This is a genomic window from Variovorax paradoxus, from assembly GCF_000834655.1.
Taxonomy (GTDB): Bacteria; Pseudomonadota; Gammaproteobacteria; order Burkholderiales; family Burkholderiaceae_C; genus Variovorax; species Variovorax paradoxus_F.
Genome location: NZ_JXQQ01000030.1, coordinates 17,216 through 32,870 on the forward strand (window position 1 = coordinate 17,216; position 15,655 = coordinate 32,870).

Below are 15,655 nucleotides of genomic sequence, written 5' to 3' on the forward strand. Positions count from 1 at the left end.
GGGGATCACGTGGTCAGAGGGTCACACATCGATGTCGACGTCGTCGGCGCGCAGTTCCATCAGCTCGCGCCGGGCGGCCGCCTCGCCCTTGCCCATGAGCTTGGTGATCTCGCCCTGGGTGGATGTGAAGTCGAAGCGTCCCAGCTGGACCTGCATCAGGCGCCGGGTATCCGGATTGAGCGTGGTTTCCCACAATTGTTCCGCGCTCATTTCACCCAGGCCCTTGAAGCGGCTGATGCTCCAGGCGCCTTCGCGCACGCCGTCCTTGCGCAGCTTGTCGAGCGTGGCCGTGAGTTCGCCCTCGTCGAGCGCATAGACCTTGGAGGCCGGCTTCTTGCCGCGCGCGGGCGCATCGACCCGGAACAGCGGCGGCTTCGCGACATACACGTGGCCGGTTTCGATGAGTTTCGGAAAATGGCGGAAGAACAGCGTGAGCAGGAGCACCTGGATGTGCGAGCCGTCCACGTCGGCGTCCGAGAGGATGCAGATCTTTCCGTAGCGCAGGCCGCTCATGTCGGGCGTGTCGCTGGGGCCGTGCGGATCGACGCCCACCGCCACCGAGATGTCGTGGATTTCGGTGTTGGCGAAGAGCCGGTCGCGCTCCACCTCCCAGGTGTTGAGCACCTTGCCGCGCAGCGGCAGGATGGCCTGGCTTTCCTTGTCGCGGCCCATCTTGGCGCTGCCGCCGGCCGAGTCGCCCTCGACCAGGAAGACTTCGTTGTGGCTGATGTCCTTGCTCTCGCAGTCGGTCAGCTTGCCGGGCAGCACGGCCACGCCGGAGCCCTTGCGCTTCTCGACCTTCTGGCCGGCGCGCTGGCGGGTCTGCGCAGCCTTGATGGCCAGTTCGGCGAGCTTCCTGCCGTAGTCGACATGCTGGTTGAGCCAGAGCTCGAGCGCCGGGCGCACGAAGCTGGACACCAGCCGCACCGCGTCGCGCGAATTCAGGCGTTCCTTGATCTGGCCCTGGAACTGCGGATCGAGCACCTTCGCGCTCAGCACATACGAAGCGCGTGCGAACACGTCTTCGGGCAGAAGCTTCACGCCCTTGGGCAAGAGCGAATGCAGCTCGATGAAGCCCTTCACCGCGGTGAAGAGGCCGTCGCGCAGGCCGCTTTCGTGCGTGCCGCCGGCGCTGGTGGGAATCAGGTTGACGTAGCTCTCGCGCACCGGCTGGCCGTCTTCGGTGAAGGCCACGCACCAGTCGGCGCCCTCGCCCTCGGCGAAGTTGTCGGCGTTCTTGTCGGCATGGCCGCTGCCTTCGAACAGCGGGATCACCGGGTCGCCGTTGAGCGTCTGCATGAGGTAGTCGCTCAGGCCACCCTTGTAGAGCCACTGCTGGGTTTCCTTTGTCTTCTCGACCGTGAGCGTGACGCTCACGCCGGGCATCAGCACCGCCTTGCTGCGCAAGAGGTGCGTGAGCTCGCCCATGGGGAGCGCGGCGGTCTCGAAGTACTTGGCGTCGGGCCAGGCGCGCACGGTGGTGCCTTGCTTGCGCTCGCCGGCTTCGAGCTTGCGGATCTCGAGCGGCTCGATCACGTCGCCGCCACTGAAAACCAGCCTGGCGATCGAGCCTTCGCGGTGGGTGGTGACTTCGAGGCGCTTGGACAGCGCATTGGTCACCGACACGCCCACGCCGTGCAGGCCGCCCGAGAAGCTGTAGGCGCCGCCCGAGCCCTTGTCGAACTTGCCGCCCGCATGCAGCCGGGTGTAGACCAGCTCGATCACCGGAGCCTTTTCTTCGGGGTGCAGGCCGAACGGAATGCCGCGGCCGTCGTCTTCGATGCTCACCGAGTTGTCGGCGTGCAGCGTGACCTTGATCTTCTTGCCGTGGCCGGCCAGCGCCTCGTCGGCGGCGTTGTCCAGCACTTCCTGGATCACGTGCAGGGGGTTGTCGGTCCGGGTGTACATGCCCGGGCGCTGCTTGACGGGCTCGAGGCCCTTGAGCACGCGGATGGAGCCTTCCGAGTAGCCGGAAGCGGAATCTGAGGATGTCTTGGGAGGAGTCGCCATGGGGGCGGATTGTAGTCAGTCGCCGCCAAACAACTGGATACCCATACAGCAGGCGCTTTGATGCGGGATGCGCATTGAAACGGTCCCGATAAATCATCAATGGCTTTGGCCGCCCGCGCGCCTGCCGCAGCACGCAAGTGGCTACATTCGACGCCATGCAAGCTGCTCCCACGCCCACCCTATCGATCAAGCAGGTGCTCTTTTGCGGCGCCATGATCGTCACGCTCTCGATGGGCATCCGCCACGGCTTCGGGCTCTGGCTGCAGCCGATCACGCAGGCGCAGGACTGGAGCCGGCAGACCTTCTCCTTCGCGCTGGCGATCCAGAATCTCTCGTGGGGCATCTTCGGCGTGTTCGCGGGCATGCTGGCCGACCGCTTCGGCGCGTTCCGCGTGCTGATCGGCGGCGCGGTCTTCTACGGGCTGGGGCTGCTGGGCATGGCGCATTCGCCGACGCCGCTGCTGTTCACGCTGAGCGCAGGCGTGCTGATCGGCGCGGCGCAGGCGGGCACCACCTACGCGGTGATCTACGGGGTGATCGGGCGGCAGATTCCGGCCGAGCGGCGCTCCTGGGCCATGGGCGTGGCAGCGGCGGCCGGCTCGTTCGGCCAGTTCCTCATGGCGCCCATCGAGGGGCGCCTCATCGGCCACCTGGGCTGGCAGACCGCGCTGGCGGTGCTGGCCGTGCTGGTGCTGGTGATCGTGCCCCTGGCCTTCGGCCTGCGCGAGACCCAACGCGAGGCGCTGGCCGGGCACCGCGAGCAGTCGGTTCTGCAGGCGGTGGGCGAAGCCTTCCGCTACCCCAGCTTCGGCCTCCTGATGGCGGGCTATTTCGTCTGCGGCTTCCAGCTCGCGTTCATCGGCATCCACATGCCGACCTACCTTCGCGACCGGAGCCTGTCGGCCGACGTGGCCGGCTACGCGCTGGCGCTGATCGGGCTCTTCAATGTGTTCGGCACGTACACGGTGGGCCTCCTGGGGCAGACGCTCGCAAAGCGCAAGATCCTCGCGGCGATCTACTTCGCGCGGGCGGTGTCGATCGCGCTCTTCCTGATCGTGCCGATCTCGCCGGTCAGCGTGTACGTGTTCTCGGCGGCCATGGGCTTCCTATGGCTCTCGACCGTGCCCGCGACCAATGCGATCGTGGCGGGCATCTTCGGGGTGGCGCACCTGTCGATGTTGAGCGGCTTCGTGTTCCTGAGCCACCAGGTCGGCTCGTTCCTGGGCGTGTGGCTCGGCGGCTACCTGTACGACACCACCGGCAGCTACGACATCGTCTGGTACATCTCGATTGCGCTGGGCGTGTTCGCGGCGCTGATCAACCTGCCGGTCAAGGAACACGCCATCGCCCGCCCGGGCCGGCCGGCGGCCGTGCCGGGCTGATTGCGGACAATCGTGCCATGACCCCGCAAATGCGCCACCACCTCGCACACGCCGGCTGGCTCGCGGCTGCGCTGGCGGCGCTCGCGGGGGTGTTCATGCTCTATACCCACCCGGAATTCCTCGTGACGCTGGTCGACCAGGTGTGGTCGTGTTTCTGAGGCCGGTCGATTTGCTATGAAAGATGTAGCGCCGTTGCACGGCACGGGTGCCCCCTCTGAATGGATCGTGCGCTGGTCGCACCTGTTGGCCGCCGACGCGACCGTGCTCGACGTGGCCTGCGGCTCCGGCCGGCACATGCAGTGGTTTGCCGGGCGCGGCCACGCGGTGACGGGCGTCGACCGGTCTCCGGAAGCGAACGAGGCAGCCGGCGCCTTCGGCCAGGCCGTCATGGCCGACATCGAAAACGGCCCCTGGCCCTTCGCCGGCCAGACCTTCGGCGCAGTGGTCGTCACCAACTATCTGTGGCGGCCTCGCATGGCCGACATCGTGGCCGCCGTGGCGCCTGGCGGCGTGCTGCTCTACGAGACCTTCGCCGCGGGCAACGAAACGGTGGGCAAGCCGTCGCGGGCCGACTTCCTGCTGCAACCCGGCGAACTGCTCGCGGCCTGCCATGACCTGCGCGTGGTGGCCTACGAGGACGGGTTCCTGGCCGAACCGGCCCGCTTCGTGCAGCGTATCGCCGCCATTCGCCCGCCGGCCCCAGTGACCGGCCAGCCCCTGCGCGCCCCGCTGAAGGGAAACTGAGGGGACAGGCCCGGCTGACTTGGCAGCCCCCGGAGTAAGTAGAATCGGCGCTTTCGTCCACCGACAAAGAGATTCCCCCTTGGAGCAACTGACAGGCAGCATCGTCGCGCTCGTCACGCCGATGCACGACGACGGCAGTGTCGACTACCCCGCCCTGCGGCGACTCATCGACTGGCACATCGACGAAGGCACCGACTGCCTCGGCGTGGTCGGCACCACCGGCGAATCGCCGACGGTCGATGTGGAAGAGCACTGCGAAATCATCCGCGTCTCGGTCGAGCAAGCCAAGGGCCGCGTGCCCGTGATGGCCGGCTGCGGCGCCAATTCGACCAAGGAAGCCATCGAGCTGGCCAAGTTCGCCAAGGGCGTGGGCGCCGACTCTCAGCTGCAGGTCGTGCCCTACTACAACAAGCCGACGCAGGAAGGCCAGTACCAGCATTTCAAGGCCATCGCCGAGGCGGTGGGCGACCTGCCCGTCGTGCTTTACAACGTGCCCGGCCGCACCGTCGCCGATATGGCGCACGACACCGTGCTGCGTCTTGCGCAGGTGCCCGGCATCATCGGCATCAAGGAAGCCACCGGCAACATCGAACGCGCCCAATGGCTCATTCGCGACCTCCCCAAGAACTTTGCCGTCTACTCGGGCGACGACCCGACCGCCGTCGCGCTCATGCTCTGCGGCGGCCAGGGCAACATCAGCGTTACTGCCAACATCGCGCCGCGCAAGATGCATGAACTGTGCGTGGCGGCGCTTGCCGGCGACGTGAAGCGCGCCATGCAGATTCAGTTCGAGCTCATGCCGCTGCACCGCAACCTGTTCGTCGAACCCAATCCGATTCCGCTCAAGTGGGCCATGGCCCGGCTCGGCCTGTGCGGTGGCGCCTTGAGGCTGCCGCTCACCGAGCTCGGCGAAGCCAGCCGTCCAGCGGTCGAGGGCGCCCTGCGCGCCACCGGCCTGCTCAAGAACTGAGCCCATCCCCAACACACGCCTGCGATCTGATTTTTCCCTGGCCGCAACGAGGTTAAGCAACCTTTTGCCCGAACTGTGCTCAGAGATGGCGGGCACTGCGGCCCATAGATTGACCGAACCATTCCAACAAGGAAGACGACGTTGAAGAACCTTTCGCAACTTTCGCGATATGCACTGCTGGCCACCCTCGTTGCCAGCCTCGCCGCCTGCTCCGTGCTCGAGAGCGACAAGATCGACTACAAGAGCGCCGGCAAGGCCCCGACGCTCGAAGTCCCGCCCGATCTGTCGCAACTCTCACGCGACAACCGCTACGCGGTGCCCGGCGGCGCAGTCACTGCCAACGCCTACCAGGCCGGCGTCGCGAACGCACCGGGTGTTCCCACCGCCGTTGCCAACATCGGCGACGTGCGCATGGAACGCGCGGGCACGCAGCGCTGGATCGTCGTCAACCGCACGCCCGACCAGCTCTGGGATCCGGTGAAGGACTTCTGGCAGGAAAGCGGTTTCCTGCTGACCACCGAACAGCGCAACCTGGGCATCATGGAAACCGACTGGGCCGAGAACCGCGCCAAGCTGCCGCAGGACATCATCCGCGGCACGCTGGGCAAGCTGGTCGACTCGGTCTACTCGACCGGCGAACTCGACCGCTTCCGCACCCGCATCGAACGCACGACCAACGGCACCGAGATCTTCATCAGCCACCGCGGCATGCAGGAGGTCTACAACAACTCGCGCCAGGACCAGACCGTGTGGCAGCCGCGCCCGAGCGATCCTGAGCTCGAGACCGAGTTCCTGCGCCGCCTGATGGTCAAGCTCGGTGTTTCGCAAGAGCAGTCGAAGATCCTGGCCGCCACCTCGGCACCGGCAAAGACCGCCACCATCGCCAGCGTGGGCAACCAGCCCGTGGTGCAGATCAGCGAAGGGTTCGATCGCGCATGGCGCCGCGTCGGCCTCGCGCTCGACCGCACCGGCTTCACCGTGGAAGACCGCGATCGCAGCGCCGGCATCTATTTCGTGCGCTACGTGACGCCGAATCCCGATAAGAAGGAAGAAGGCTTCTTCGGCAAGCTGTTCAGCAGCTCGTCCAAGGATGAAAAGCCGATCAAGTTCCGCATCCTCGTGAAGAGCCAGGGCGAAGCCACCACGGTCTCGGTGCAGAACGAAGCCGGTGCGCCCGAAACCTCGGCCAACGCGCAGCGCATCGTCAAGGTCATCGCCGACGACCTGAAGTAAAAGTGACCACCTCCAGGCTCGCCCACTTCGTGTGGCCGCCAACCCCCTTCCAGGGGGCGACACCAGCGGCCCGGCAAAGCCGGTTCCGCGGTGTTCCTGGAAAAAAGTCCCGTTAGGCACATGCTGCGTTTCCGAAGCCTCGGCAGCGGCAGCACGGGCAACGCCGCGCTGGTCGAAGCGACGAGCGGCGGCCGGACCTCCCGGCTCCTGGTCGACTGCGGCTTCGGCATACGGCAGCTCGATCAGCGGCTGGCCCAGGCGGGCCTTGCCGCCGGCGACATCGACGCCATCTTCATCACCCACGAGCACGGCGACCACATCGGCTGCGCCCACACGCTCTCGCGGCGCAACCGCATTCCTGTCTGGATGAGCGAAGGCACCTGGCTCGCCACGGGCGGCCGCGACTTCGAGGGCCGGCTGAACCTGGCGCGCGACGATGCAGCGTTTGCCGTCGGCGATATCGGCGTGCAGCCTTTCACCGTGCCGCACGATGCGCGCGAGCCGCTCCAGCTGCGCTGCACCGACGGTGCGCGCTCCCTCGGCGTGCTGACCGACCTGGGGCACGCCACGGCGCACGTGCTCAACCGCCTGAGCGGCGTGCATGCGCTGCTGCTCGAGTTCAATCACGACAGCGATCTGCTGGCCAGCTCGGCCTACCCGCCCTTCCTCAAGCTGCGCGTGGGCGGCAACTACGGGCACCTGTCGAATGCGGCAGCCGCGGACATCGCGCGCGCGGTGCGCCACGACGGCCTGCGCCACGTGGTCGCGGCGCACCTGAGCGAACAGAACAACAGGCCCGACATCGTGCGGCGCCTGATGGCCGAGGCGCTCGGTGGGCAGGAGGCGGAAATGCTGACCGCCACCGCCGCCGAGGGTTCGCCCTGGCTCGATGTCTGACCGCCAGCTGACCTGCCGACGGTGCCAGTAGAAAAGCCGCCCTCGGGCGGCTTTCTGCTTTGTGAAGGACCCGGCTTACTGCTTGGGTGCCTCGTTCTTCTTCGCGGCTTCTGTCGCTGCATTCGCGGCATCCAGTGCCGACGAAGCGGCAGGCGAAGGGCTCGTTGCGGCCGGATCGGCCGAAGGTGCCGGCGCGGCTGCGGGCGGCGGCGCGGGCTCGGTCACGGGCGCGGGCGGAGGCGTCACGACCGCGGGGGCGGCGTCCTCTTTCTTGCCGCAAGCAACGAGTGCGGCAGCGGCGATCAACGAGGCAATCAGGACGGACGACGACTTCTTCATGAGAACTCCTTTGGCAAAGATGTCTGGAACGAAAAAATTCTAGACCCGCATCTCCGCCTGAATGTGTCTCGCGGCCGCATTCGCGGCATTGGCTTACAAGCCGAGCGTCGATGCCGGAAATGCCGGCCGCGCGAGGCGCCAGCTCTCGTCGATGGCTTCGCGCAGTTCGCGGCGCGCGCGCGGATCGACGCCGCAGACGCCGCGGCTGCGCTCGGGGTCGATGCGGTGCACGAACCAGGTGGGCGTCCAGATCGCGCTGGGCACCTCGCGCATCTCCGCACTGGCCGCCTTGCCGGTGGCGCGGCATTCGATGATGTGGTCCCACATGCGACGCCACGGCACGAAGCGCGCATGGCCGCGTTCGATCGCGTCGAAGCGCTGCGCGAGCAGCACGAAACGCCGGCCGCTGGCCGACCAGGCCTGCAGCGCCTCGATGCTGGCGCGTTCGCCCAAGGGCCAGTCGGCGAAATCGGGATCGCTGAAGACGATCTCCCTCCAACCCTCTTGCGCGGCCGCCGACAGCGTGTTGCGCACGATCGCGCCGAACGCCTCGCGGCCGTCGAAGCGGCCTTCGGGCAGCAGTGGCGCGCTGTCAGTCGGCATGGACCCAGCCCGCCTCGCACCATTCCCCCAACAGCGCCAAGGCCCCTTCGCTGGCGCGCGCAAGTTCGCGCGGACCGAGTGCGCGCTGGTCGGCCAGCTTTCGCATCAGCGTCGCATCGGCACCGCCTGCGCGAAAGCTCTCGCCGTTGATGTAGATGTGGCGCGTGTCGTAGAGCATGCGCGTGCGGCGGTCGAGTGCCACGTGCTGCATCGCGTCGGGCACGTCGCCGCCTTCGTCGAACCAGATGTTCGCCTTGGGCTCTGTCAGCGATTCGCCCAGCGCCCGATCGATGGCATCCGGATCACGCAGCGCGGCCTCGACCGCCTTGCGCGCGAAGTCCTGCAACGCTGCGGGCATCGCGGCCGGGGCATCGACTGCGGGCTGCGTCGGATCGCGGTAGCGCGTCAATTCCGCGGGGCCGGCGTCCTCGAGGTCTTCGGAATAGGCCTGCGCCATGCGCGCGAGCAGGTCGGCACCGAGCTCGCCCACGGCGGACGAACGCAGGCCGATGGAAAAGGTCATGCAGTCGTCGCCCACCGCAACGCCTTCGTGGGCGTACTTCGGCGGCAGGTAGAGCATGTCGCCGGGCTCGAGCACGAAGCTTTCTTCCGGCTCGAAGTTCTGGAGGATCTTGAGCGGCACATCGGGCTGCAGTCGCAGGTCGCCCTGCTTGCCGATGGACCAGCGGCGCCGGCCCTGCGCCTGCAGCAGGAACACGTCGTAGCTGTCGAAATGCGCGCCGACTCCGCCGGTGTCGCTCGCGTAGCTGATCATCAGATCGTCCAGGCGCGCATCGGGCAGAAAGCGGAACTGCCGCAGCAGGTCGTGCACGCCCTCGTGATGCAGGTCGACGCCCTGCACCAGCAAGGTCCAGGCGGGTTGCTTCAGGGGCGGCAGGGCGCGCCGCGAGAGCGGCCCGTGCTTGAGCGACCAGCCGGCCTTGCCGTGGCGGATGAGGCGCGATTCCACCTCTTCGCGCTCGGCCAGCGCAAACAGGGCGCTGCGGTCGATTGGTGGCACCATGGCAGGAATGGCCTGGCGGACCAGCAGCGGCTTTTTCTGCCAGTACCGCCGCATGAACTGCGCGGCGCTCAGGCCGCCAAGCAACGGCAGCGGTTGTGTAATCTCCATGGGAGAATTCTGCAATGGAAATCTCTGAACAATGCGTGGTCGGTTTGACCTGGACGATGAAAGACACGCTCGGCGACGTGCTGGACGTGCTCGACGAGCCGGTGGAATTCATGGTGGGCGGCGACGATCTCTTCGACGTCATCGAGGCGGCCCTGCAAGGCCATGAGCCCGGCGCCCGTGTGCAACTGCAGGTCGAGCCCGAACAGGGTTTCGGCGACTTCAACGACCAGCTGCTCTTTCTCGAGCCGCGGAAGCTGTTTCCCGAGGGCACGGAAGAAGGCATGACCTTCGACGGCTCCGCCCTGCCAAAGGGCGTGAGCGACACCATCCCCCGGGATGCGCTCTACACCGTGGCCGAAATCTACCCGGACCACCTGGTGCTCGACGGCAACCATCCGCTGGCCGGCATCGCGATCAGGCTCGACATCACGGTGCGCTCGGTGCGCGAGGCGACGGAAGAAGAAGTCGGCCGCGGCACGGCGGGCACCGCCTTCTTCAAGGTGCCACCGATGGCGCCCGGCAACCAGATGCTGCACTGAGGACTGCGGACGTCAAAAAGCCGGGCAGTGCCCGGCTTTTTTGTGCCCGTGAAGGCCGCTTTTACATGCGCGAGATCTGGCCGTTGTCGATGCGCACGCGGTCGCCGATGCGCAGGTCGCCAGGGCTTTGCACGTCGAAGGCCCGGAAGGCGCCGCGGTCGGTCTCCACCGAGACGCGATAGGTTTCATAGGCGCGTGGCCCGTTCTGCTGGGCCTCGATGGTGTTGCCCAGCAGGGCACCGCCCACGATGCCCAGCGCAGTGGCCGCCGCGCGGCCGTTGCCACGTCCGAACTGGTTGCCGACCACGCCGCCGATGACGCCACCGGCCACGGCACCACCGCCGGTGGTGCCCACGCCTGCGGTTTCGCTGCGCAGCACCTCGATGTTGGCGACGTGGCCGTATTCGACGTAGGCGGCCTCGCGATATTGGATCGCCTGCGGCGGTGCCTGGTAGGGGTAGCGCGAAGTCTGGTAGACCGGCGCCGGTGCAACGCAGGCGGTGAGCGTGGCCAGGGCCAGCACGGAGGCGGTGACGGATACGAAGCGCATTGAGATCTTCATGTTGAGAGGCTCCTCGAATAGAACTGCGCGTGAAAGGTGCGCTGCCTGTGAATAACGCCACAGCTTTCGCCGCGATGACGCAGGACACATGCTGAAACTTTCGAGAGCGGTGTGCTACCCGGGTTCCGTTCTTTACCCCTCGCTTACCTCGCGGTTACTCAGGTTCGCTTCAGCTTCGGCGCTCAGTGCTTGCCCGTGGAGCCGTAGCCGCCCTCGCCGCGCTGCGATGCCGCAAATTCCGTGACCACCCTGAACTGCGCCTGTACGACCGGCACGATCACCAGCTGGGCGAGCCGCTCCATCGGCTGCAGCACGAAGGGCGTGTCGCTGCGATTCCAGGCGCTGATCTTGAGTTCGCCCTGGTAGTCGCTGTCGATCAGCCCGACGAGGTTGCCCAGCACGATGCCGTGCTTGTGACCCAGCCCCGAGCGCGGCAGGATCAGTGCCGCATAGGCGGGGTCCGCCAGGTGGATCGCGATGCCGGTGCCCACCAGCTGCCAGCCGTTGGGCTCCAGCGTGATCGGGGCGTCGAGGCAGGCCCGCAGGTCGAGGCCGGCGCTTCCCGGGGTGGCATACGCGGGCAATTGATCCACCATGCGCGGATCGAGGATACGAACGTCGACTTTCACTGATTACTTGCCTTGCTTTTGTTGCTGTTCACGTTGCTTGCGGGCGGCCTCTTCGAGCACCTGCTGCCACTTGGCCACGCCCGGCGTCAGCTTGAAACTCTTGAAAAAACTCTTGCCGAACCAGAGCGCCGCGCCGATCACCAGAACCAGCACGAAGAACGGCACGCCAGCCGCCCAGAGCACCAGGAACAGCAGCGCACCCACGCCGCCCAGGACCTTGAGCATCGTGGGGCCCATCACTGGCTTGGCCCCCTCGCCATTCGACGACTCGCGCCGTTGGGCTGCCGTGGCCGCGGTGCCCTGGGCGCCAGGGCCCGGCGTCATGCCGACGTCCAGCCCATGCTCGCCGGACTGCGCCACGCGCCCCGGCTGCGCGGCCCGGGCCGAGAGTTGCTCGACGTAGCGGGCAAAGTCGCCATTGGGCGGTGTGTTCGATTCGGTATTCATCAGACCCTCCAGTCGGGAAGTCGCGCGGCGATCTCGGTCATCAGTTCACGCGCCAGCGTGAGCTTGGATGCACGGGGGAGCTCGCGCACGCCCTTGGCGTCCACGAGCAGCAATGCGTTGTCGTCCTGCCCGAAGGTCAGCGGTCCGATGTTGCCGACCAGCAGCGGAATGCCCTTGCGCTCGCGCTTGGCCTTGGCGTGTTCGACGAGGTTTTCGCTCTCGGCGGCGAACCCGACGCAGAACAGTTTTTTCGCCTGTGCGCGCTCGCTCTTGGCGACGGTGAGCAGGATGTCTGCGTTCTCGACGAAGTTGAGCACCGGCGTCTTGCCGCTGCCGTCTTTCTTGATCTTCTGGTCGCTGTGCGTGGCAGGACGCCAATCCGCAACTGCGGCCGTCGCTACAAAAATGCTAGCACTCTGCGCAGCGCGGGTGGTAGCTTCGAGCATCTCTTGAGCGGAAAGCACATCGACGCGCGTCACGCCGCGCGGCGTGGGCAGGTGGACCGGGCCGGCCACCAACGTGACTTCGGCACCCGCCTCGCGGGCGGCCCGTGCAATGGCAAAACCCATTTTTCCGGACGAGTGGTTGGTGATGCCGCGAATCGGATCGAGCGCCTCGAAGGTCGGGCCCGCAGTCACCAGCACCTTTTGGCCCGCCAGAAGCTTGGGCTGGAAGAAGGCGGTGATGTCCTCGAGCAGTTGCGCCGGCTCGAGCATGCGCCCGTCGCCGGTCTCGCCGCAGGCCTGCCAGCCGCTGCCCACGCCAAGGACCGTCGCACCGTCGGCCGACACCTGCATCAGGTTGCGCTGCGTGGCCGGATGGGCCCACATCTCGCGATTCATGGCGGGGGCGATCAGGAGGGGAATGCGGTCCATCGGACGGGCCAGGCACATGAGGCTCAGCAGGTCATCGGAGCGGCCCTGCACGAGGCGCGCGATGAAGTCGGCACTGCACGGCGCAAGCACGATCGCATCGGCCTCCCGGCTCAGGTTGATGTGCGGCATGTTGTTGGGCTCGCGCGCATCCCACTGCGAGGTGTAGACCGTGCGCCCGGAGAGCGCCTGCATCGTCACCGGGGTGATGAACTGCTCGGCCGCCTCGGTCATCACCACCTGGACGGTGGCTCCCGCCTTCACGAAGAGCCGGCACAGCTCGGCCGACTTGTAGCAGGCGATGCCGCCCGTGAGGCCCAGGACAATGTGTTTTCCGGCGAGATCTTGCATGGGCCGTATTGTTGCTCATAGGCCATCGAACAAATGGCAACAAGCCCTTGGCGGGAGGTGTCGCAAAGGGCACACCTATAATCGCAATTTCCCACTGCCCGGATTCACGCATCCGGAACTGGCATGACCAAATTTGTCTTCGTCACCGGTGGTGTCGTATCTTCCCTTGGCAAGGGAATCGCCTCCGCCTCGCTCGCCGCGATCCTCGAATCGCGCGGCCTCCAAGTCACCCTCATCAAGCTCGATCCGTACATCAATGTCGACCCCGGCACGATGTCGCCCTTCCAGCACGGCGAGGTGTTCGTCACCGATGACGGCGCGGAAACCGACCTCGACCTCGGCCACTATGAGCGCTTCATCAACACGCGGATGCGCAAGGCCAACAACTTCACGACCGGCCAGATCTACAAGACCGTGCTCGAGAAGGAACGCCGCGGAGACTACCTGGGCAAGACGGTGCAGGTGATCCCGCACATCACCAACGAGATCCAGGAATACATCAAGCGCGGCGCCGGCATCGGCACGGCGCACGAAGTCGACGTGGCCATCGTCGAGATCGGCGGCACCGTGGGCGACATCGAATCGCTGCCCTTCCTGGAAGCCGTTCGCCAGATGAGCCTGCGCATGGGCCCGAACAACTCGGCCTTCGTGCACCTGTCCTACGTGCCCTGGATCGCCGCCGCCGGCGAGCTCAAGACCAAGCCCACCCAGCACACCGCCAAGGAACTGCGCGCCATTGGCATCCAGGCCGACGCCCTCCTCTGCCGTGCCGACCGCCCGATCCCCGACGACGAGCGCGCCAAGATCTCGCTGTTCTCCAACGTGCCCGAATGGGGCGTCATCTCGATGTGGGACGTGGACACCATCTACAAGGTGCCCCGCATGCTGCACGAGCAAGGCCTGGACGGCCTCATCTGCGACAAGCTGCGCATCAACACCCCTCCGGCCAAGCTGCAGCGCTGGGACGACCTGGTCTACGAAGTCGAGCATCCGCAGCAGGAAGTCTCGATCGCCATGGTCGGCAAGTACGTCGACCTGTCGGACAGCTACAAGTCGCTGAACGAAGCCCTGCGCCACGCCGGCATGAAGAACCACGCGCGCGTGAAGATCGACTACATCGACTCGGAAACCATCAACGCGCAGGACGTCTCGCGCCTGGCGAAATACGATGCGATCCTCGTGCCCGGCGGCTTCGGCCAGCGCGGCGTCGAGGGCAAGATCTCCGCTGCCCGCTTCGCCCGCGAAGGCAAGGTGCCTTACCTGGGCATCTGCCTGGGCATGCAGGTGGCCACCATCGAATACGCGCGCCACGTGGCGGGCCTGAAGAACGCCAACAGCACCGAGTTCGACCCCGAGACGCCCACTCCCGTGATCGCGCTGATCACCGAGTGGAAGGACAGCGACGGCACCGTGAAGACGCGCGACGCGAAGTCCGACCTGGGCGGCACCATGCGCCTGGGCGCGCAGAGCTCCGACGTCTCGCCCGGCACGCTCGCCCACAGCATCTACGGCGACGTGGTCACCGAGCGCCACCGCCACCGCTACGAAGCCAACGTCAATTACCTGGACGAGCTGCGCGCCGCGGGCCTCGTGATCTCGGCGCTCACGCAGCGCGAGCACCTGACCGAAATCGTCGAGCTGCCGCAGGACGTGCACCCCTGGTTCATGGGCGTGCAGTTCCACCCCGAGTTCAAGTCGACGCCGTGGGGCGGCCACCCGCTTTTCAACGCCTTCATCAAGGCGGCGCTCGAACACAAGGACCAGGGTGCGGGCAGCACCAAGGCGCTGAAGGCCGTCGCATGAAACTTTGCGGGTTCGACGTCGGACTGAACCAGCCTTTCTTCCTGATCGCCGGTCCGTGCGTGATCGAATCCGAGCAGCTGCAGATGGACACCGCCGGGACGCTGAAGGAAATCACCTCGGCGCTGGGCATTCCGTTCATCTTCAAAAGCAGCTTCGACAAGGCCAACCGCTCCTCGGGCACGAGCTTTCGCGGCCCTGGCCGCGACAAGGGCCTCGAAATCCTGGCGAAGGTCAAGCGCGAACTCGGCCTGCCCGTACTGACCGACGTGCACACCACCGAAGACATCACCGAGGCCGCCAAGGTGGTCGACGTGCTGCAGACGCCCGCCTTCCTGTGCCGCCAGACCGACTTCATCCACGCTGCGGCGCAGTCGGGCAAGCCGGTCAACATCAAGAAGGGCCAGTTCCTCGCGCCGCACGACATGAAGAACGTGATCGACAAGGCGCGGGCTGCAGCCAAAGAAGCGGGCCTGGACGAAGACAGCTTCATGGCCTGCGAACGCGGTGCGAGCTTCGGCTACAACAACCTCGTCTCGGACATGCGCTCGCTCGCGATCATGCGCGAGACGAAGGCGCCGGTCGTCTTCGACGCGACGCACTCGGTGCAGCTCCCCGGCGGCCAGGGCACGACCTCGGGCGGCCAGCGCGAGATGGTGCCAGTGCTCTCGCGCGCGGCCGTGGCCGTGGGCGTGGCGGGGCTCTTCATGGAGACGCACCCCGATCCGGCCAAGGCCCTGAGCGACGGCCCCAACGCCGTGCCTCTCAAGCACATGAAGGCCCTGCTCGAGACACTCGTGGCGCTCGACCAGGTCACCAAGAAAAACGCTTTCCTCGAGGACATCTTTCAGCAATGAGCAGCGCCTACATCATCGCCAACATCGAAGTCACCAACCCGGCCCAGTACGAGGACTACAAGAAGTGGTCCACCGAAGCCATGAAGGCGCACGGCGCCGAGGTGTGCGTGCGCGGCGGCAAGATCGAGGTGCTCGAGGGCGACTGGGCCCCGCAGCGCATCGTGATCCTCAAGTTCCCGAGCGTCGAAGCCGCAAAGAAATTCAATGAATCGCCCGAATACGGCAAGGCGCGCGACTCGCGCCAGGGCGCCGCGATCATGCGCATGATCGTTGTCGAAGGTCTGTGAT

Annotated in this window: 18 protein-coding genes; 10 read left to right on the top strand and 8 right to left on the bottom strand. The window is 66.4% G+C overall.

Annotation, left to right across the window (positions count from 1 at the left end; genetic code table 11):
* Positions 1–21 precede the first annotated feature (21 nt).
* Positions 22–2,010, bottom strand: a complete 1,989-nt coding sequence (locus tag RT97_RS14300; protein WP_042579460.1) for a DNA topoisomerase IV subunit B — start codon at positions 2,008–2,010, stop codon at positions 22–24.
* A 155-nt stretch (positions 2,011–2,165) separates the two neighbouring features.
* Here RT97_RS14300 and RT97_RS14305 point away from each other — a divergent pair, with 155 nt between their 5' ends.
* From RT97_RS14305 to RT97_RS14325, 6 genes are all read left to right on the top strand, one after another.
* Positions 2,166–3,392 carry an MFS transporter gene (locus RT97_RS14305; protein WP_042579461.1) on the top strand — a complete coding sequence of 409 codons (1,227 nt, stop codon included), beginning with the start codon at positions 2,166–2,168 and terminating at the stop codon, positions 3,390–3,392.
* 17 nt (positions 3,393–3,409) lie between these two features.
* Positions 3,410–3,550 (top strand): hypothetical protein, encoded by a 141-nt coding sequence (locus RT97_RS33445; protein ID WP_172672206.1) that lies wholly within the window; start codon positions 3,410–3,412, stop codon positions 3,548–3,550.
* A 16-nt stretch (positions 3,551–3,566) separates the two neighbouring features.
* Positions 3,567–4,136: a class I SAM-dependent methyltransferase gene (locus tag RT97_RS14310; RefSeq protein ID WP_042579462.1), complete on the top strand. Its 570-nt coding sequence runs from the start codon at positions 3,567–3,569 to the stop codon at positions 4,134–4,136.
* 43 nt (positions 4,137–4,179) lie between these two features.
* Positions 4,180–5,106, top strand: coding sequence for a 4-hydroxy-tetrahydrodipicolinate synthase (gene dapA / locus RT97_RS14315; protein ID WP_374221300.1), 927 nt, complete (start codon positions 4,180–4,182; stop codon positions 5,104–5,106).
* Between the two features lie 141 nt (positions 5,107–5,247).
* The gene (bamC, locus tag RT97_RS14320) at positions 5,248–6,339 is read left to right on the top strand and encodes an outer membrane protein assembly factor BamC (protein ID WP_042579463.1); all 1,092 of its coding nucleotides are present in this window, start codon (positions 5,248–5,250) and stop codon (positions 6,337–6,339) included.
* Between the two features lie 120 nt (positions 6,340–6,459).
* A complete protein-coding gene (locus RT97_RS14325; protein ID WP_042579464.1) occupies positions 6,460–7,236 on the top strand; it encodes an MBL fold metallo-hydrolase in 777 nt (258 codons plus the stop codon).
* Between the two features lie 75 nt (positions 7,237–7,311).
* On the opposite strand, the gene RT97_RS14330 is transcribed toward RT97_RS14325, so the two are convergent.
* The 3 genes from RT97_RS14330 to RT97_RS14340 form a co-directional block, all read right to left on the bottom strand.
* Positions 7,312–7,575, bottom strand: coding sequence for a hypothetical protein (locus tag RT97_RS14330; protein WP_042579465.1), 264 nt, complete (start codon positions 7,573–7,575; stop codon positions 7,312–7,314).
* Between the two features lie 93 nt (positions 7,576–7,668).
* Entirely contained in the window at positions 7,669–8,178 is a 510-nt protein-coding gene (locus RT97_RS14335; RefSeq protein WP_042579466.1) for a hypothetical protein, read from the bottom strand.
* The gene (locus RT97_RS14340) at positions 8,168–9,310 is read right to left on the bottom strand and encodes a cupin domain-containing protein (protein WP_042579467.1); all 1,143 of its coding nucleotides are present in this window, start codon (positions 9,308–9,310) and stop codon (positions 8,168–8,170) included. The genes RT97_RS14335 and RT97_RS14340 overlap by 11 nt, the downstream gene beginning before the upstream one ends.
* Positions 9,311–9,324: 14 nt before the next feature.
* Between RT97_RS14340 and RT97_RS14345 the strand changes: the two genes are divergently transcribed.
* Complete coding sequence (locus RT97_RS14345; RefSeq protein WP_042579468.1) at positions 9,325–9,849, top strand: FKBP-type peptidyl-prolyl cis-trans isomerase; 525 nt, start codon at positions 9,325–9,327, stop codon at positions 9,847–9,849.
* 61 nt (positions 9,850–9,910) lie between these two features.
* On the opposite strand, the gene RT97_RS14350 is transcribed toward RT97_RS14345, so the two are convergent.
* The 4 genes from RT97_RS14350 to coaBC all read right to left on the bottom strand — a co-directional run bounded on the left by RT97_RS14350 (position 9,911) and on the right by coaBC (position 12,710).
* Positions 9,911–10,411 (bottom strand): glycine zipper 2TM domain-containing protein, encoded by a 501-nt coding sequence (locus RT97_RS14350; protein WP_042579469.1) that lies wholly within the window; start codon positions 10,409–10,411, stop codon positions 9,911–9,913.
* 182 nt (positions 10,412–10,593) lie between these two features.
* Entirely contained in the window at positions 10,594–11,040 is a 447-nt protein-coding gene (dut, locus tag RT97_RS14355) for a dUTP diphosphatase (protein ID WP_012748537.1), read from the bottom strand.
* A gap of 3 nt (positions 11,041–11,043) precedes the next feature.
* Positions 11,044–11,487 carry a hypothetical protein gene (locus tag RT97_RS14360; protein WP_042579470.1) on the bottom strand — a complete coding sequence of 148 codons (444 nt, stop codon included), beginning with the start codon at positions 11,485–11,487 and terminating at the stop codon, positions 11,044–11,046.
* The gene (coaBC, locus tag RT97_RS14365; RefSeq protein WP_042579471.1) at positions 11,487–12,710 is read right to left on the bottom strand and encodes a bifunctional phosphopantothenoylcysteine decarboxylase/phosphopantothenate--cysteine ligase CoaBC; all 1,224 of its coding nucleotides are present in this window, start codon (positions 12,708–12,710) and stop codon (positions 11,487–11,489) included. The genes RT97_RS14360 and coaBC overlap by 1 nt, the downstream gene beginning before the upstream one ends.
* A 123-nt stretch (positions 12,711–12,833) precedes the next feature.
* Here coaBC and RT97_RS14370 point away from each other — a divergent pair, with 123 nt between their 5' ends.
* Genes RT97_RS14370 through RT97_RS14380 form a run of 3 tightly spaced genes read left to right on the top strand, consistent with a single transcriptional unit; the run spans position 12,834 to position 15,654 of the window.
* Positions 12,834–14,513 (top strand): CTP synthase, encoded by a 1,680-nt coding sequence (locus tag RT97_RS14370; RefSeq protein ID WP_042579472.1) that lies wholly within the window; start codon positions 12,834–12,836, stop codon positions 14,511–14,513.
* Positions 14,510–15,367 (top strand): 3-deoxy-8-phosphooctulonate synthase, encoded by an 858-nt coding sequence (kdsA, locus tag RT97_RS14375; protein ID WP_042579473.1) that lies wholly within the window; start codon positions 14,510–14,512, stop codon positions 15,365–15,367. Before RT97_RS14370 ends, kdsA begins: the two co-directional genes overlap by 4 nt.
* Positions 15,364–15,654, top strand: coding sequence for a DUF1330 domain-containing protein (locus RT97_RS14380; RefSeq protein WP_042579474.1), 291 nt, complete (start codon positions 15,364–15,366; stop codon positions 15,652–15,654). Before kdsA ends, RT97_RS14380 begins: the two co-directional genes overlap by 4 nt.
* The last annotated feature ends 1 nt before the right edge of the window (position 15,655 follow it).

Excerpts from the sequence above, each read along its gene's own strand:
- RT97_RS14300 (WP_042579460.1), bottom strand. The coding sequence starts at position 2,010 with ATGGCGACTCCTCCCAAGACATCCTCAGATTCCGCTTCCGGCTACTCG.
- RT97_RS14305 (WP_042579461.1), top strand. The coding sequence starts at position 2,166 with ATGCAAGCTGCTCCCACGCCCACCCTATCGATCAAGCAGGTGCTCTTT.
- RT97_RS33445 (WP_172672206.1), top strand. The coding sequence starts at position 3,410 with ATGACCCCGCAAATGCGCCACCACCTCGCACACGCCGGCTGGCTCGCG.
- RT97_RS14310 (WP_042579462.1), top strand. The coding sequence starts at position 3,567 with ATGAAAGATGTAGCGCCGTTGCACGGCACGGGTGCCCCCTCTGAATGG.
- RT97_RS14325 (WP_042579464.1), top strand. The coding sequence starts at position 6,460 with ATGCTGCGTTTCCGAAGCCTCGGCAGCGGCAGCACGGGCAACGCCGCG.
- RT97_RS14330 (WP_042579465.1), bottom strand. The coding sequence starts at position 7,575 with ATGAAGAAGTCGTCGTCCGTCCTGATTGCCTCGTTGATCGCCGCTGCC.
- RT97_RS14335 (WP_042579466.1), bottom strand. The coding sequence starts at position 8,178 with ATGCCGACTGACAGCGCGCCACTGCTGCCCGAAGGCCGCTTCGACGGC.
- RT97_RS14340 (WP_042579467.1), bottom strand. The coding sequence starts at position 9,310 with ATGGAGATTACACAACCGCTGCCGTTGCTTGGCGGCCTGAGCGCCGCG.
- RT97_RS14345 (WP_042579468.1), top strand. The coding sequence starts at position 9,325 with ATGGAAATCTCTGAACAATGCGTGGTCGGTTTGACCTGGACGATGAAA.
- RT97_RS14350 (WP_042579469.1), bottom strand. The coding sequence starts at position 10,411 with ATGAAGATCTCAATGCGCTTCGTATCCGTCACCGCCTCCGTGCTGGCC.
- RT97_RS14360 (WP_042579470.1), bottom strand. The coding sequence starts at position 11,487 with ATGAATACCGAATCGAACACACCGCCCAATGGCGACTTTGCCCGCTAC.
- coaBC (WP_042579471.1), bottom strand. The coding sequence starts at position 12,710 with ATGCAAGATCTCGCCGGAAAACACATTGTCCTGGGCCTCACGGGCGGC.
- RT97_RS14370 (WP_042579472.1), top strand. The coding sequence starts at position 12,834 with ATGACCAAATTTGTCTTCGTCACCGGTGGTGTCGTATCTTCCCTTGGC.
- kdsA (WP_042579473.1), top strand. The coding sequence starts at position 14,510 with ATGAAACTTTGCGGGTTCGACGTCGGACTGAACCAGCCTTTCTTCCTG.
- RT97_RS14380 (WP_042579474.1), top strand. The coding sequence starts at position 15,364 with ATGAGCAGCGCCTACATCATCGCCAACATCGAAGTCACCAACCCGGCC.